The sequence below is a fragment of the Stenotrophomonas maltophilia genome (assembly GCF_013464485.1).
Taxonomy (GTDB): Bacteria; Pseudomonadota; Gammaproteobacteria; order Xanthomonadales; family Xanthomonadaceae; genus Stenotrophomonas; species Stenotrophomonas maltophilia_AW.
In genome coordinates this window covers 37,388-54,659 of sequence record NZ_RAUX01000042.1, presented here as the reverse complement: position 1 = coordinate 54,659, position 17,272 = coordinate 37,388, and the positions used below count along the sequence as shown (strand labels likewise).

Sequence of the window (17,272 nt, the reverse complement as noted above, 5' to 3'; positions counted from 1 at the left end):
GAGCCGGGTAAGGCAGAATTGCCCGCGCATTCTTCCTCTACCCCCGCCTGTCGGCGCGCCCCTTCAACAAGAAGGGGCTCCTGGGCTGTTGGATTGCGGGGAAGCGCTCGGTAGTGCCGGCCGCTGGCCGGCAACCTCGGCCATGTGGGGTTCACGGGATGCCGACCAGCGGCCGGCACTACCGGGAGGGCCACAGGGTCCGGTTCCCGGCGCCCGTCAGGTTCAGTGCGCGTGCGCTTCCGGGGCGGCGGCGCCGCCTTCGAGCTGGTCGAGGAAGTCGACCGCGCGGCGCAGGTGCGGGATCACGATCGAGCCGCCCACCACCAGGCCGACCGAGAAGGTCTCGAAGAACTCTTCTCGGGTCACCCCGGCGTCCTTGCACTGGGCCACGTGATAGCTGATGCAGTCGTCGCAGCGCAGCACCATCGAGGCCACCAGGCCCAGCAGTTCCTTGGTCTTCACATCCAGCGCGCCGGCCTGGTAGGTCTGCGTGTCCAGCGCGAAGAAGCGGCGCACCACCTGGTTCGGTTCGCCCAGGATGCGCTCGTTCATGCGCTTGCGGAAATCGGTGAACTCGGCGATGCGGTCCTTGCTGCCGTCGTCGGCCGCGCTCATGCCTGGCCCTGCCCGGCCAGCAGCGGCTCGAGCTTGCCTTCACGGTGCAGGGCCATCATGTCGTCGTAACCGCCCACGTGTACGTCGCCCACGAAGATCTGCGGCACGCTGGTACGGCGGGTCAGCGCCATCATCTTCTCCCGCTCGACCGGGTCCAGGTCGATGCGGACCTCGGTCCACTGCTGGCCCTTGCTCTTCAGGAAATTCTTGGCGGCCACGCAGTACGGGCAGACGGCGGTGGAATAGATGGTGATGGCGGGGGCACCGCCGGCGGTCTGGGCTGTCACGGGAAACTCCACGATGGATCGACGGTCTACATATGGTACCGGTGCGCTGGAATTTCCACGCCACCGCCGCAACACTGTGGATTAACGAATGGTTGCCCCCCGGCCTGCCACGCTTGGCGCGCCCTGCCCGAGGACCTTCTGCTTGCGAGCCCTGCTGCTGACTACCGTCGTCACCCTGGCCCTGGCCATGCCGCTGGCCCAGGCCCAGGAGAAGCTGCCCGACATCGGCTCGTCGGCGGGCGAGCTGCTGACCCCGGCGCGCCAGGCCGAGTACGGCGCCATGATGCTGCGTGAGCTGCGCAACTACGGCTACCTGCTGGACGACCCGTTGGTGAACGACTGGCTGCAGACCATGGGCACCCGCCTCGGCTCCAACAGCGACCAGCCGCGCCAGCCTTACACGTTCTTCGTGATGAAGGACCGCCAGATCAACGCCTTCGCCACCCTGGGCGGCTACATCGGGGTCAACGCCGGCCTGGTGCTGACCGCCGAGCGCGAGGACGAAGTGGCGGCCGTGCTGTCGCACGAAATCGCCCATGTCACCCAGCAGCATGTACTGCGCGGGGTCGAGCGTGCCCAGCGCGACCAGATTCCGATCCTGCTGGGCATGCTGGCGGCGGTGGTGGCCGCGCAGGCCAGCAACAGCACGTCTTCCGGCAATGCGACCATGGCCGCCATCAGCTCCGGCATGGGCCTGATGCAGCAGCGCCAGATCAACTACACACGCTCCAACGAGTCCGAGGCCGACCGCCTCGGCATCCGTACCCTGTCGCGCAGTGGCTATGACGTGGACGCGATGGCCGGCTTCTTCGAGCGGATGGCGTCGGCAATGCGTGGCAACGAAGGCGGCTACAGCGTGCCCGAGTTCCTGCGCACCCACCCGGTCAACATCACCCGCATCAGCGAAGCCAAGGCGCGCGCCGAGCAGATGAAAAAGGACACGGTGCTGCTGACCACCAGCACCCCCAGCGGCGAGCGCAGGGAGCGCGTGGACCCGGCCGATCCCAGCCTGGCCGAACCCCTGTTGCGTGGAAACAACCCGCTGCTGCCCAGCAGTGTGTTGCGCATCCCGATGGGCCAGCTGAGCCGCGGCGCCAGTGGCGACTTCGACTGGGCGCGCGAGCGCCTGCGGGTCCTGAGTGCCGATTCGACCGCCGAACTGGAGCGCGAGTACACCGATCTTGCCAAGCGCCAGAAGGACGGCCTCAACGAGGCCCAACGCTATGGCCAGGCGCTGGCCGTGATGCGCAACGGTCGCGCCGGTGCCACCCAGGCCCGGCAGACCCTGGCCGGCCTGCTGCAGACCCGGCCGGACAATCTGTGGCTTGCACTGGGGCTGGGCGAGGCCGAATCACGCGCAGGCCTGTCCGCCCAAGCCAACAGCCGTTTCGAGCAGTTGCTGCGCCAGCACCCCAACAGCCGGCCGGTGGCCCTGACCTACGCCGAGATCCTGAACGAACAGGGCAGCCGCGAAGCCGGCCAGCGTGCGCAGGCCATGCTGCGGCCGCTGCTGTCGCAAAGCGGTAATGATCCGGTCTTCCAGCAGCGTTACGCCCGCGCCAGCGAGCTGGCCGGCGACAGCGTGCGCGCCAGCGAGGCATACGCCGAGGCGGCCTTCCTCAGCGGTCGCCCGGAACAGTCGTTGATGCAGCTGCAGGCACTCAAGCGCAACCCGGCGCTGGACTATGTGGGTCGCGCCCGGGTGGACGCGCGCATCGAGGCGATCACCCCGACCGTGCTGGAGCTGCGTCGCCAGGGCGTGCAGGACCCGGACCTGGATCGCCGCTGAGTGCCGCATGACCGGCCGATGGCAATCCCGGTTGGTTCCGGCCCGTTAGTCACAAACATGTCATCAAACCGTAGTCTACTGGCACCAGTCCAGTAACCGAGCCCTACGGTGTCCTCGTGCAGAAACGCATCCTGATCGTCGATGACGAGCCCGCGATCCGTGAAATGGTCGCCTTCGCCCTTCGCAAGGGCGATTACGAACCGGTCCACGCCGGCGATGCCCGGGAGGCCCAGACCGCGATCGCCGACCGCGTTCCCGACCTGATCCTGCTGGACTGGATGCTGCCCGGCACCAGCGGCCTGGACCTGGCCCGCCGCTGGCGCAAGGAAACCCTGACCCGCGAAGTGCCGATCATCATGCTGACCGCCCGCGGCGAAGAAAACGACCGCGTCGGTGGCCTCGAGGCCGGCGTCGACGACTACGTGGTCAAGCCGTTTTCGGCGCGCGAACTGCTCGCCCGCATCCGCGCGGTCATGCGCCGCGCCCGCGAGGACGACGAGGACGGCAGCGTAGCGGTCGGTCCGATCCGCATCGATGGTGCCGCCCATCGCGTGTTTGCCAATGACCAGCCGGTGCCGATCGGCCCGACCGAATACCGCCTGCTGCACTTCTTCATGACCCACCCCGAGCGCGTCTACACCCGCGCGCAGCTGCTCGACCATGTGTGGGGCGGCAGCGTGTACGTGGAAGAACGCACCATCGACGTGCACATCCGCCGCCTGCGCAAGACGCTGGAACCGTTCAACGCCGAGAACATGGTGCAGACCGTGCGCGGCGCTGGCTACCGCTTCTCCACGGCCACCTGAGTCTCGTCGTGCCGGCGCCGCGCACCCGCGGGTGCCGGTGCCGGCAACTCTGCTATAACCCTCGGTTCACCCCAGTGAACCGCCGCACCTCAACGACGAGATCGCAATGCCCCGCCACATCCGCTCCGCCTGGTTGAAGACCCTGGCCACCGTCGCCGCGGTACTGCTGTTCGCCGGATTGGTGGGGTGGTTCACGGGCCATCTGTGGTTGTGCATCGCACTGGGCGCGTTGGCCACCCTGGCCTGGCACTACTGGCGCCTGCGCAGCGTGCTGCGACGGCTGACCGCGCGCCAGCGCTGGGACACCGCCGAGGAAGGCACCGGTGTCTGGAACGAGCTGGACCGCCTGCTGTATCGCAACCAGGTGGAAATGCGCGTGCGCAAGCGCCGCCTGCTGGACATGCTGCGCAGCTACCGCGCCGCCGCCGCAGCGCTGCCCGATGCGGTGGTGGTGCTGGACCGCAACAGCCAGCGTGTGCAGTGGTTCAACGAAGCGGCCACCGCCCTGCTCGGCCTGCATCATCCGGGCGACCTCGGCGAGGCCCTGGTCGAACGCCTGCAGCCGATGCCGCTGGCCCACTGGCTGGCCGGCGGCCGCAACGCCGAGCCGATCCTGGACGTGCCCTCGCCGGTCGACCCTGCGATCCGCCTGAACCTGCGCCTGATTCCCTACTCTCAGGACTATTGGCTGCTGATCGCGCGCGACGTCAGCAAGCTGCTGCGCCTGGAACAGGTGCGCCGCGACTTCGTCGCCAACGTTTCACATGAGCTGCGCACCCCGCTCACCGTGGTACACGGCTACCTGGACATGATGGACCCGGAGGATTTCCCGGGAACCGGACCGATGCTGGAAGAAATGCGCAAGCAGAGCCAGCGCATGGCCCAGCTGGTGGAAGATCTGCTGACCCTGTCGCGGCTGGAATCGCAGGAACACAGCGAGGAAGAGACCGTGGCCATGCAGCCGATGCTGGCCACCCTGCGCCGCGAAGCCGAAGCGCACAGCCAGGGCCGCCACCAGATCAGCATCGACGATCTGGCCGGCGTTGACCTGCAGGGCTCGACCAAGGAACTGCACAGCGCCTTCTCCAACCTGGTCACCAACGCGGTGCGCTATACGCCGGCCGGTGGCCGCATCGCCGTAGAGTTCCGCCGCGAAGGCGACGGCGCGGTGCTGGCGGTGCGCGATTCTGGTTACGGCATCCCGGCATCCCACCTGCCGCGCCTGACCGAACGTTTCTACCGTGTCTCCAGCAGCCGTTCCCGCGAAAGCGGCGGTACCGGCCTGGGCCTGTCCATCGTCAAGCACATCCTCGGCCTGCACCACGCGAGGCTGGAGATTGAAAGCGAGGTCGGCAAGGGCTCGGTGTTTTCCTGCCATTTCGATGCCGACCACGTGCGCCCGCGCGAGTCCGCCCCCCTGACTTCCATCGAAGAATGACGCCATGAGCAGCCTCGGATCCCTCCCCCTCCCCGTGAGCCCGGACAACGATCCGTTGCGCGACCCGGCGCTCTACATCAACCGCGAGCTGTCGCAGCTGGATTTCAATTTCCGCGTGCTGGCACAGGCGATGGACCCGCAGGTGCCGCTGCTGGAGCGCCTGCGCTTCATGTGCATCTCCTGCACCAACCTGGACGAGTTCTTCGAGATCCGCGCCGCGGCCGTGCGCCACGCGCAGGAGTTCGGCCTGCCACCAGCGCCAGACGGCATGAGCCCGCAGGCCATCCTCAACGCCATCCATGACCGTGCCGCCGAACTGGTGGACCAGCAGTACCGCTGCTGGAACGAGACGCTGCGGCCGGCGCTGATGGAGGCCGGCATCGGCGTACTCGGCCGCCATTCCTGGACCGACCGCCAGAAACGCTGGCTGCGCGCGTACTTCCGCAACGAGATCATGCCGGTGCTGTCGCCGCTGGGTCTGGACCCGGTGCATCCGTTCCCGAAGATCCTCAATAAGTCGCTGAACATCGTGGTGGTGCTGAAGGGCACCGACGCGTTCGGCCGCGCCGGCCACCTGGCCATCGTGCGCGCGCCGCGCTCGTTGCCGCGCATCATCCAGCTGCCGGAGAAGCTCGGCGGATCGCAGAACTTCGTGTTCCTGTCGTCGGTGCTGTCCACCTTCGTCGATGAGCTGTTCCCGGGCATGGAAGTCCAGGGGGCCTACCAGTTCCGGGTTACCCGCAACTCCGAACTGGTGGTGGACGAGGAAGAAGTGGAGAACCTGGCGCTGGCACTGCGTGACGAGCTGGTCGACCGCGGCTACCGGCCGGCGGTGCGCCTGGAAATCGCGCAGGACATGCCGCGCGACATCGTGCGCACCCTGCTGCAGAATTTCGGCCTGACCGAGAACGCGGTGTACCGCATCGATGGCCCGGTCAACCTCAACCGCATCATCCAGCTCTACGACCTGATCGCGCAGCCAGACCTGAAGTACCCGCCGATGACCCCGCGCACGCTGCGCGACAGCGACGGCATCTTCGAGACGGCGGCACGCCAGGACCTGCTGCTGCACCATCCGTTCGATGCCTTCACCGCAGTGCTGGAGCTGATACGGCAGGCGGCGATCGATCCCAACGTGCTGGCGATCAAGCAGACCCTGTACCGCACCGGCAAGGACTCGCTCATTGTCGACGCACTGATCCAGGCCGCGCGCAACGGCAAGGACGTCACTGTGGTGGTCGAACTGCGTGCGCGCTTCGACGAGGAAGCCAACCTGGGCCTGGCCGATCGGCTGCAGGAAGCCGGCGTGCAGGTGGTGTACGGCGTGGTCGGCTACAAGACCCACGCCAAGATGCTGCTGATCGTGCGCCGCGAGGGCCGCAAGCTGCGCCGCTACGTGCACCTGGGCACCGGCAACTACCACAGCGGCACCGCCCGCGCGTATACCGACATCAGCCTGATCACCGCCGACGCGGACATCGGCAACGATGTGCACCTGCTGTTCCAGCAGCTGTCCGGGCTGGCCTCGAAGATGAAGCTCAAGCGCCTGCTGCAGTCGCCCTTCACCCTGCACACCGGCATCCTCGGCCGCATCGAGCGCGAAACGCGCATCGCCGCCGCCGGCCGCCCCGCGCGGATCATCGCCAAGATGAATGCACTGAACGAGCCGCAGGTGGTGCGCGCGCTGTATGCCGCCTCGCAGGCCGGCGTACAGATCGACCTGATCATCCGCGGCGCCTGTACCCTGCGTCCGGGCGTGCCGGGCATCTCGGACAACATCCGCGTGCGCTCGATCGTCGGCCGCTTCCTGGAGCACAGCCGCGTGTACTGGTTCGGCAACGACGGCGCACCGGAGATGTACTGCGCCAGCGCCGACTGGCTGGAACGCAACCTGCTGCGCCGGGTCGAGACCTGCTTCCCGATCCTCGATCCGGAGCTGGCCAAGCGGGTCTACCGCGAAGTCCTGCAGAACTACCTGGACGACAACCTCAACGCCTGGGAACTGGATGCCGACGGCATCTACCACAAGCGTGCGCCCGCGCACGACGAGGCGCCGCATTCTGCGCAGATGGCATTGATGCAGGGGCTGTAACCCGGTGTGTCGACCAAGGTCGACACCTACCAAGAGCAGTAGGCACCGATTTTGGGCGGGATAGGATCAGTGCCGACCAACGGTCGGCACCCACCATCAGATCGCAGAAATCTGTCGAAGGCGGGGTGGGTCCGGTTGCGGGGGCGTGAGCGCCATGGATGGCGCGACCGAGGCTACATGGACGTACTTGCGCCGTCCCCCGCAACCGGACCCACCCCGCCATCCCACGGATAGCCCGCTGTTGCTGTTGCTGTTGCCGTTGCTTCGGCAGGTGCAGGGCGCAGCCCTGCCGCACTCCCCTCTTCCAAAATGTGAAGGCCGCGCGGTGACGAGCACACCGCCCCTTCGGCTAACATTCGCCCATGCCGCATACCACCACGACTCCGCCCGCATTGCAGGATGGCGACCTGCTGGCCGCCATCGACCTTGGCTCCAACAGTTTCCACATGGTCATCGCGCGCTACACGCTCGGCCAGCTGCGGGTGATCGACCGCCTGCGCGAGACCGTGCGCATGGCCGATGGCCTGGATGGCAAGGGTGGACTTTCCTCCGCTGCCCGGCAGCGCGCGCTGGAATGCCTGGCCCGTTTCGGCCAGCGCATCCGCAACGTGCCGCCGCACCGGGTGCGCGCGCTGGCCACCAATACCGTGCGCCAGCTGCGTTCCCCGCAGTCGTTCCTTGTACCCGCCGAAACCGCGCTCGGGCACGCCATCGAAGTCGTCAGCGGCCGCGAAGAGGCGCGCCTGATCTACCTGGGCGTGGCCCACGCGCAACCGCCCAAGCCCGGCCAGCGCCGGCTGGTCATCGACATTGGCGGTGGCTCGACCGAGTTCATCATCGGCATGGGCATGCAGACCCTCGAGCGCGAAAGCCTGCAGGCCGGTTGCATCGCCAGCACCCGGCGCTTCTTCCCGGGTGGCAAGCTGAGCAGGAAACGCTGGAAGGATGCGCTGGCCGAGATCGGCCGCGAGTTCCAGCCCTTTGCCAGCAAGTACCGCGCACTGGGCTGGCAGGAAGCGCTCGGCTCCTCGGGCACGCACAAGGCAATCAGCGAGATCTGCGCGACGATGAAGCTGAGCAAGGGCGCGATCACCGCCGAGGCCCTGCCACAGCTGCGCGACGAACTGCTGAAGGCCAAGAAGATCGACGACATCCAGTTGCCGGGCCTGTCCAGCGACCGCCGCCCGATCATCGCCGGCGGCATCCTGGTGCTGGAAGCGGCCTTCCAGGCGCTGGGCCTGCAGAAACTGCTGGTCAGCAAGGCGGCGATGCGCGAAGGCATCCTGTACGACATCGTCGGCCGCGCCGGTGAGAACGACCTGCGTGACGAATCGGTGGCCGCGCTCAGCCAGCGCTACGGCATCGATACGGTACAGGCCGACCGCGTGCAGGACACCGCCCTTTCACTACTGGAACAGGTGCAGGAACGTTGGAAGCTCGATGCCGACGATGCACGCATGCTGGGCTGGGCCGCGCGCCTGCACGAACTGGGCCTGATGATCGCCCACAGCGGTTATCACGTGCATGGCAGCTACGTGCTGGAACACTCGGACATCGCCGGCTTCTCGCGGCAGGAGCAGCAGATGCTGGCCGCACTGGTACGCAGCCATCGCCGCAGCGTGACCAAGACCGCCTTCGACGCCCTGCCCGAGCGCCTGCTGCTGACCGCACGCCGGTTGGCCGCCCTGCTGCGCCTGGCGGTGCTGCTCAACCGCGCCCACGAGGACGATCCGCTGCCGGCGCTGGAACTGACCGCCGACGACAACCGCCTGTCGCTGATCGTGCCGCAGGCCTTCATCGATGCCCGGCCGCTGTTGCGCGCCGATCTGATTGGTGAAACCGACGGCATCGCCGGACTGGGCATCCAGTTCCGGCCGTTCGTGGCCTGAGGACCAGGCCTTTCCCGCCGGGAAAGAACGTCACACACCGTTACGATTCGCGCATGCGCCCCCCCCTTGATCTGCTGCGACGCAGCAGATCATGCCGGGCGAGCGCATTCAGCGTTACAGCTAAGCGACTGCTTTTGTTGAGCTTTCGTGAAATCTGGTGATGAAGCCCGGTACAAAGCGATACGACCTCTTTACATAGCATTAACCAACGAGACTACTATCGGGTCATCGGTCCACTTATCAGCGGCCGATTTCTTCGACGCCCTGTTTGGCGTCCCTGCACGACCTGAGAGAGAGAGCTCGTCATGACTTCACGTACCACCCCCCTGGGGCAGGCCATCCGCTACGCCCTGGCGACCACTGCGACGCTGGCGGCCCTGCCCGCGTTCGCCCAGAGTGGCAACACCGCCGCGCCGACTACCCTGGATCGCATCGAGATCACTGGCTCGCGCATCCGCCAGGTGGACGTGGAGACCGCTCAGCCGGTCCTGGCACTGAGCCGGTTGGACATCGAGCGCCAGGGCTTCAGCTCGGTGGCCGACATCCTGCAGAACGTCACGGCGATGGGCAGCCCGGCGATCAGCCGTGCCAACGCCCTGAGCGCTGGCGAGAACACCGGCGGCACCTACATCGACATGCGCAACCTGGGCGCACAGCGCACCCTGGTGCTGGTCAACGGCAAGCGCCTGGGCATCAGCACCTCGGGTTACCAGGACGTGTCCTCGCTGCCCGTGTCGGCGGTGGAGCGCATTGAAGTCCTGAAGGACGGCGCGTCGGCCATCTACGGCTCCGACGCGATGGCCGGCGTGATCAACATCATTACCCGTTCCAACGTCAACGGCGTGACCGCCAACGTCTACCACGGCCAGTACAGCGAAGGCGACGGCGCCCGTGACCGCTTCGACGTGGTCGGCGGCTGGAGCAATGACCGCGTGTCGCTGACCCTGGCGCTGGAGCACTCCGAAGAAAAGAGCGTGTGGGCCAAGGACCGTTGGTTCAGCAAGTACGGCGTGAGCGACCGCCACCCGAACGACGCCTCCAACTGGACCACGCTGAGCCAGTGGGGCCAGGTCACCGGCCTGAAGGGTGGCCCTGGCTGCACCAACACCAGCCAGGGGTGTGGCTATTCGCTCAACCGCGGCACTGACCCGACCAACCCGGCCAACTATCACCTGACCGACGCGACGCCGTTCACCGGCGATGTCAGCAATGCCAACGAGCAGATGCACGTGATGTACCCGATCAAGCGTGATTCGGTGTACTTCGACGGTCGCTTCAAGATCACCGACCAGGTCAACCTGCGCACCGAATTCGGCTACAACAAGCGTTCGTCCGAGCGCCAGATTGCAGGCTACCCCCTGCAGTCCAGTTCGGTGTCGATCTCGGGTGACCCGACCGCCACCGGCCTGATGTCCAAGGACAGCTACTTCAATCCGTTCGGCAGCCAGCACGGCTATGCCAAGCCAACCGACGTAGCCTGGAACCGCCGCACCTGGGAAATCCCGCGTGTGAGCACCAGCGAACTGAAAACCTACCGTGCGGTAGTGTCGCTGGACGGCACCTTCGAGATCGGCCAGCGCTACTTCGACTGGGACGTGGGCTACCAGTACAACCGCAATGAACTGACCGCCACCGCCACCGGCAACCTGCACAAGAAGCGCGTGCGTGACGCCGTGGGGCCGTCGTTCCTGGATCCGGCAACCGGCAAGGTGATGTGTGGCCGTCCGGGTGCAGTGATCGCCGGCTGCACCCCGTGGAACCCGCTGGTGCCCTACGGCAGGAACGATCCGAACGGACTGACCGGCAATGAAGAACTGATGGCCTGGCTGTTCCCGGCGGAGCACACCACCGGCCGGACCACCACCAAGAACGCGTTCGCCAACCTGTCCGGCAGCATCCTGACCCTGCCGGCCGGCGACCTGGGCTTCGCCTTCGGCGTGGAAAGCCGCAAGGAAGATGGCCGGTACACCCCCGATGCCCTGGCCCAGACCGGTGCCACCACCAACCTGGCCGCAGGCCCGACCGGTGGCAGCTACAACGTGAAGGAAGCCTACCTGGAGCTCAACGTGCCGGTGCTGGCCGACCTGCCCGGCGCGCGTGAGCTGAGCTTCAATGCCGCCACCCGGTATTCCAAGTACAACACCTTCGGCAACACGCTCAACAGCAAGTTCGGCTTCAAGTGGAAGCCGATCGACCAGCTGCTGGTCCGTGGCACCTGGGCGGAAGGCTTCCGCGCCCCGACCATCAATGATCTGTATGGTGGTGGTTCGGAAACCTTCGCGCAGTTCAGCGACCCGTGCGACACCATGTTCGGCTCGGCCAAGGGCAGTGCCGAAGTCCGCGCACGATGCGCGCGTGACATCGCCGATGCCACCAACTTCCGCCAGCTGAAGCAGGGCAACACGCCGGTAACCACGGCGCAGGATGCCACCCCGACGCCGTTCGTGTCCGGCTCCAACCCGCTGCTGGTTCCGGAAACCTCGACCAGCAAGACGCTGGGCCTGGTGTGGAGCCCGACCTTCATCAGCAACTTCAACGTCGCACTGGACTGGTGGAAGATCCGCATCGACAACACCATCGTCGGTGACAGCCCGAACCAGATCCTGAAGGATTGCTATGAGCAGGGCATCGAATCGCGCTGCAGCCGCTTCACCCGTGATCCGTCCAACGGCATCGTCACCGGCCTGAAGTTCGGCAACCGCAATGCCGGCTTCGCCGAGACCGAAGGCTATGACCTGGATGTCAGCTATCGCGTCGACACCAGCTACGGCAAGCTGAGCGCGGGCTGGACCAGCACCTATGTGAGCAAGAACGTCTACCGTTCCACCAATGATGTCCGCGATGCGATCACGCCGATCAACGGCGTTGCCAACACCATCGGCACCGCCACCAGCCTTGCGTTCCGCGTGCGTTCGAACCTGGTGCTGGGCTGGGACGTGGGCGACTTTGGCGTCAGCTGGACGGCACGCTACTACTCCGGCGTGAAGGAGCGCTGCCTCAACGCTGCGCGCTATGCGGACGAATGCTCCGATCCGTCCTTCCAGGCTCCCTGGCTGAAGTCGCCCACCGCTTACAACGAGCGTGGTGCGGTGACCTTCCACGACCTGCAGTTCCGTTACAACCTGCCGTGGGACGCCACCGTTTCGGTGGGTGCCAACAACGTCTTCGACAAGCAGGCACCTGTCATGTACAGCAAGCCGAACTCGTCGTTCTCCTACTACGGTGGCTACGACATCGGTCGTTTCATGTACATGAAGTACCAGCAGCGCTTCTGATCCATCCGCGCGGTTGAAGCTGTACGACCACGGCCCTTCGGGGCCGTGGTTTTTTTTGCACGCGCGCAGACTGTCGCTTTCCACTTCGACCTTGATGCCATCAATCAAGGACACGGCTCCCTGCACCATGTCCGCAGCATCCCCGTAGACCGGAACAATCGACTGATTTGCATCCGCTTTGTGCGGAAGCGTCATGTCAGCCTGCCGCACATTCGTCTCTTGCCCCTACGCCTCGCGGTCCACCTTCACTAGGTTCGAACACCCACCGCCTGCGGTGGAGTTGCTGCGGCCGGCCAGGCTGCGCTCCGACGACTTCGAAGACTGAGAGAGAGACCCATGACCATCCGTATTCCCGCACTCGGGTTGGCGATCCGCCGCGCACTGGCGATGACGGCGACCACCGCGCTGGCAGCTCCCGTGTTCGCACAGCACGCGCCGGAAGCCACCACGCTGGACCGCCTCGAGATCACCGGCTCGCGCATCCGCCAGGTCGACCTGGAAACCGCACAGCCCGTACTGACCATCAGCCGCGCCGACATCGAGCGGCAGGGCTTCAGTTCCGTCGCCGACATCCTGCAGAACCTGACCGCGACAGGCAGCCCGGCATTGAGCCGCGCCAGCCCGCTCAGCGCCGGCGAGGCCTCCGGCGGCAGCTATGTGGACATGCGCGGGTTGGGGGCGCAGCGCACACTGGTGCTGGTGAACGGCAAGCGCCTGGGCATGACCACCAGCGGCTATCAGGATGTTTCCAGCATTCCCGCGGCGGCGGTGGAGCGCATGGAAGTACTCAAGGACGGCGCCTCGGCCATCTATGGTTCCGACGCGATGGCCGGTGTGGTCAACATCATTACCCGCCGCAACGTTGAAGGCGTGACCGCCAGCGTCTACCGCGGGCAGTACAGCGAAGGCGATGGCACGCGTACCCAGTACGACGTGGTTGCCGGCTGGTCGAACGACCGCGCTTCGATCAGCTTCGCTGCCGAGCACGTCGAGGAAAAGGGCGTATGGGCAAAGGACCGTGGCTTCAGTGCGTACACCTATACCGACCGTCATCCGGGCGATGGCTGGACCACGGTCGGACAGTGGGGGCGCATCGTCGGCTTCAATGGCCCCGGTTGCAGCAGCAACCGTGGCTGCAGCTATACGCTCGACCGCGGCAGCCAGCCGGGCGGACCGGACAGCGTCCATCTCAGCGACAACACGCCGTTCACCGGTGATGTCAGCAACAGCAACGAGCAGATGCACCTGCAGACGCCGATCAAGCGCGACTCGATCTTCGTCGATGCCCGTGCAGACCTGAACGACCAGGTCCGCTTCAACACCCAGCTGGGCTACAACCGGCGCACCACCACGCGCCAGATCGCCGGCTACCCGTTCCAGTCCGACGCAGCCGGCATCACTCCGATGTCCGCCGACAGCTGGTTCAACCCGTTCGGCAGCCACCACGGCTACGAAACGCCCAGTGATGTGCATTGGAACCGCCGCACCTGGGAAGTTCCGCGGGTAAGTACCAGCGAGCTGACCACCTGGCAGGGCGTTGCCGCCCTTGAAGGCAGCTTCGAATTCGGTGGCCGGGATTTCGACTGGGAAGCCGGCTACCAGTACAACCGCAGCGAACTGACCCAGCGCGCCACCGGCAATCTGCACAAGCAGCGCGTGGCCGATGCCACTGGCCCCTCGTTCTTCAACCCGGAAACCGGCAAGGTCGAATGTGGCACCCCGGGAGCACCGATTGCCGGCTGCAAACCGTGGAATCCGCTGGTTCCGGAGGGCCAGAATGATCCTCATGGGTTGACCGGCAATCCCGAACTGCAGGAGTGGCTGTTCCCCGAGGAGATCACACGGGGCCGCACCACCACCCGCAACCTGTTCGCCAGTATCAGCGGAAGCCTTGCGGTCCTGCCCGCGGGTGAACTGGGCTTTGCCGTGGGCGTGGAGAGCCGTCGTGAGGATGGCCGCTTCATTCCCGACGCGTTGGCACAGACCGGCGCAACCACAAACCTGGCAGCGGGCCCCACCGGTGGCGGCTACCGTGTCGACGAGGCCTATCTGGAACTGAACATTCCGGTGCTGCGCGATCTGCCCGGCGCACGTGAGCTGACCTTCAATGCGGCGACACGCTCCTCGGATTACACCACCTTCGGCAACACCCTCAACAGCAAGTTCGGCGTCACCTGGAAACCCATCGACCAGCTGCTCGTCCGTAGTACCTGGGCCCAGGGCTTCCGCGCGCCGACCATCTCCAACCTGTACGGCGGTGGCTCGGAAACGTTCACCACTGGCTTCCGCGACCCCTGCGACACGGTCTACGGTGCAGCGGCCAGCAGCCCTGAAGTACGCGCGCGCTGCGCCGCCGACATCGCCAATGCAGACACCTACCGCCAGCTCGGCCAGGGCAACAAGCCGATCACCGGCAGCAGCGGGCAGTCACCCCTGCCGTTCAGGAACGGCTCCAATCCGGATCTGCAGCCGGAGACCTCCACCAGCCGCACGATGGGCCTGGTCTGGAGCCCATCGTTCGCCCAAGGACTGAACATCGCGCTGGACTGGTGGAAGATCCGTATCGAGAACACGATCGTCTCCGACCATCCCAACGACATTCTCCGCGACTGCTACGAACTGGGCATCGCCGAACGCTGCAACAACTTCACCCGCGACCCGGAACTGGGCATCGTGAACACGCTCAGCTACGGCAGTCGCAACAGTGGATTCCGCCAGGCCGAAGGCTATGACCTGGAGATCGGCCACAGGATCGAAACACCCTGGGGCACGCTGAGCGCAGACTGGAAAACCACCTATGTGGTTGCCGCGGTGGAGCGCACCACCAACGAGGCGGATGTGCCGCCGATTCCCAGCAATGGCATCGCCACCAACGATGGCATCGGCTTCCGCGTGCGTTCCAACGCATCGCTGGGCTGGGAACGCGGCAATCTTGGCCTGACCTGGGGCCTGCGCTACTTCTCCGCCGTCAAGGAACGCTGCCTGGATGCAGGCACGTATCCGGAGGAGTGCTCGCACCCGGGCCAGCACGCGCCCTGGTTCAGTGGCAGCCGTGACTACAACCGACGCGGATCGGTCACCTTCCACGACGTGCAGGCGCGTTACAGCCTGCCGTGGGATGCGACCGTCTCGATCGGTGCCAACAACGTATTTGGCCGCCAGGGGCCGATCATGTACAGCCAACCGAGTTCCAACTACTCCTACTACGGCGGCTTCGACATCGGTCGTTTCATCTACATGAAGTACCAGCAGCGCTTCTGATCCCCCGCCTGGCCAGCACGACCCACCACGGCCCTCCGGGGCCGTGGTGACGCAGGGCCCGGGGCGCGTCATCTGGCGGTCGCAATGCGGTCATATCGGCTACATCGCCAGGCCCGAGCATGCCGGAAACCCGGAGGCCCGCCATGCGCTATGCCATCGTCACCGAGACCTACCCGCCGGAAGTGAACGGCGTTGCCCTCACCGTGCAGGGCCTGGAGCAGGGACTGCGCAATTGCGGCCATGAGATCGACCTGATCCGGCCACGCCAGGCCAGCGAAGCGCTGGATTCAGCGCCGGGTACGCTGCTGGTTCCGGGTGCCGCACTGCCACGCTATCCCGGCCTGCGCTTCGGCCTTCCGGCACCGATCCGGCTTGGCCGCCATTGGCAGCAACAACGCCCGGATGCCATCTATGTCGCTACTGAAGGCCCACTGGGCTGGTCGGCACTGCGCACTGCGCGCCGGCTCGGTATCCCGGTTGCCAGCGGCTTCCACACGCGCTTCGACGAATACCTGCCTGACTATGGCGTGGCCTGGTTGCAGGCCGCTGCCATGCGCTGGATGCGCCGTTTCCACAACCAGGCCGATGCCACCCTGGTACCGACCCGCGAGCTGCAGCAGTTCCTTGGTGAACAGGGCTTTGAACGCGTGCGCCTGCTGGCGCGTGCGGTCGACAGCCAGCAGTTCGATCCGGGCCGGCGCGATCCTGCGCTGCGCGAGGAATGGGGCGTGGACGGCAATGGTCTGGTGGCGATCCATGTCGGCCGCATCGCTGCGGAGAAGAACCTCGGCCTGGCAGTGAAAGCGTTCCGCCGCCTGCAGCAGATCCGGCCCAAGGCACGTTTCGTGTGGGTGGGTGATGGCCCGGCCCGCGAGAAGCTGGCACATGAAAACCCCGATTTCATTTTCTGCGGCATCCAGCGCGGCGAGGCACTGGCCCGTCATTTCGCCAGCGGCGATCTGTTCCTGTTCCCCAGCCGCAGCGAGACCTTCGGCAACGTGACTCTGGAAAGCATGGCCAGTGGCCTGGCCACAGTGGCCTTCGACTATGGTGCGGCCCGCGAATACCTGCGCAATGGCCAGAACGGTGCGGCGGTGAATGATGATGAGCAGTTCATCGAAGCTGCGCTGCAGCTGGCTGCAGATGATGCTCGGCGACGCGAACTGGGCAGCAGCGCCGCGCGTGCGATGAAGCGCCTGCATCCTCAACAGGTGGTCGCCGAATTCGACGCCCTGCTGGCCGAGCTGGCCCAGTCGCGGAGGAGCAGCCATGCGCACCACGCCGCTTGAGCTGCTGGCTGGCCGTGAGGCGCGGCTCTGCCGCCGGGCCAATCACTATTGCCGCCGCCGCCGCGTGCGTCGCCTGTTCTCGGTCATCAGCCGTCTCGGCGATGGCGTGTTCTGGTACGTGCTGATGGGCGTGCTGGTGGTGATCGACGGTTTCGACGGCCTGCGCGCATCGGTGCACATGGCCGCGACCGGCCTGGCTGCATTGCTGCTGTACAAGGGGCTCAAGCGCTGGACGCGGCGCCCCAGGCCCTATGCGGCCGATCTGCGTATCCGTGCCTGGGTGGCGCCACTGGATGAATTCAGCTTCCCTTCGGGCCATACCCTGCACGCGGTATCGTTCACCATTGTCGCGCTTGCCTACTATCCATGGCTGGCACCGCTGCTGGTGCCCTTCACGCTCGGCGTCGCGCTGTCGCGGGTGGTCCTCGGCCTGCATTACCCGTCCGACGTGCTTGCCGCCACCGGCATCGCCATCGGGCTGGCCTCGGCCAGCCTGGCCTGGTTGCCGCTGCCGGTGTGACGACCGCCGCC

The 17,272-nt window shown here is 66.1% G+C and carries 11 protein-coding genes; 9 read left to right on the top strand and 2 right to left on the bottom strand.

Features of this window, described 5'->3' with window-relative positions:
• Window positions 1-222: 222 nt before the first annotated feature.
• Together D7Y61_RS18000 and grxC are read right to left on the bottom strand one after the other, a co-directional pair.
• The gene (locus tag D7Y61_RS18000; protein ID WP_004146041.1) at window positions 223-615 is read right to left on the bottom strand and encodes a carboxymuconolactone decarboxylase family protein; all 393 of its coding nucleotides are present in this window, start codon (window positions 613-615) and stop codon (window positions 223-225) included.
• Complete coding sequence (grxC, locus tag D7Y61_RS17995; protein ID WP_049400919.1) at window positions 612-902, bottom strand: glutaredoxin 3; 291 nt, start codon at window positions 900-902, stop codon at window positions 612-614. The genes D7Y61_RS18000 and grxC overlap by 4 nt, the downstream gene beginning before the upstream one ends.
• Window positions 903-990: 88 nt before the next feature.
• Here grxC and D7Y61_RS17990 point away from each other — a divergent pair, with 88 nt between their 5' ends.
• From D7Y61_RS17990 to D7Y61_RS17950, 9 genes are all read left to right on the top strand, one after another.
• Window positions 991-2,691 carry a M48 family metalloprotease gene (locus D7Y61_RS17990; protein ID WP_180868262.1) on the top strand — a complete coding sequence of 567 codons (1,701 nt, stop codon included), beginning with the start codon at window positions 991-993 and terminating at the stop codon, window positions 2,689-2,691.
• 116 nt (window positions 2,692-2,807) lie between these two features.
• The gene (gene phoB, locus D7Y61_RS17985) at window positions 2,808-3,497 is read left to right on the top strand and encodes a phosphate regulon transcriptional regulator PhoB (protein ID WP_005408258.1); all 690 of its coding nucleotides are present in this window, start codon (window positions 2,808-2,810) and stop codon (window positions 3,495-3,497) included.
• Between the two features lie 106 nt (window positions 3,498-3,603).
• Window positions 3,604-4,935, top strand: a complete 1,332-nt coding sequence (gene phoR, locus D7Y61_RS17980) for a phosphate regulon sensor histidine kinase PhoR (RefSeq protein ID WP_180868260.1) — start codon at window positions 3,604-3,606, stop codon at window positions 4,933-4,935.
• Between the two features lie 4 nt (window positions 4,936-4,939).
• Complete coding sequence (gene ppk1 / locus D7Y61_RS17975; RefSeq protein WP_049434036.1) at window positions 4,940-7,027, top strand: polyphosphate kinase 1; 2,088 nt, start codon at window positions 4,940-4,942, stop codon at window positions 7,025-7,027.
• A gap of 362 nt (window positions 7,028-7,389) precedes the next feature.
• The gene (gene ppx / locus D7Y61_RS17970) at window positions 7,390-8,916 is read left to right on the top strand and encodes an exopolyphosphatase (protein ID WP_180868259.1); all 1,527 of its coding nucleotides are present in this window, start codon (window positions 7,390-7,392) and stop codon (window positions 8,914-8,916) included.
• 305 nt (window positions 8,917-9,221) lie between these two features.
• Window positions 9,222-12,191, top strand: coding sequence for a TonB-dependent receptor domain-containing protein (locus D7Y61_RS17965; RefSeq protein WP_180868257.1), 2,970 nt, complete (start codon window positions 9,222-9,224; stop codon window positions 12,189-12,191).
• 336 nt (window positions 12,192-12,527) lie between these two features.
• On the top strand, window positions 12,528-15,452 hold the full coding sequence (locus D7Y61_RS17960) for a TonB-dependent receptor domain-containing protein (RefSeq protein WP_180868255.1): 2,925 nt from the start codon (window positions 12,528-12,530) through the stop codon (window positions 15,450-15,452).
• Window positions 15,453-15,595: 143 nt separating this feature from the next.
• Complete coding sequence (locus tag D7Y61_RS17955) at window positions 15,596-16,741, top strand: glycosyltransferase family 4 protein (RefSeq protein ID WP_180868254.1); 1,146 nt, start codon at window positions 15,596-15,598, stop codon at window positions 16,739-16,741.
• Window positions 16,722-17,261: a phosphatase PAP2 family protein gene (locus tag D7Y61_RS17950; protein WP_180868252.1), complete on the top strand. Its 540-nt coding sequence runs from the start codon at window positions 16,722-16,724 to the stop codon at window positions 17,259-17,261. The genes D7Y61_RS17955 and D7Y61_RS17950 overlap by 20 nt, the downstream gene beginning before the upstream one ends.
• The last annotated feature ends 11 nt before the right edge of the window (window positions 17,262-17,272 follow it).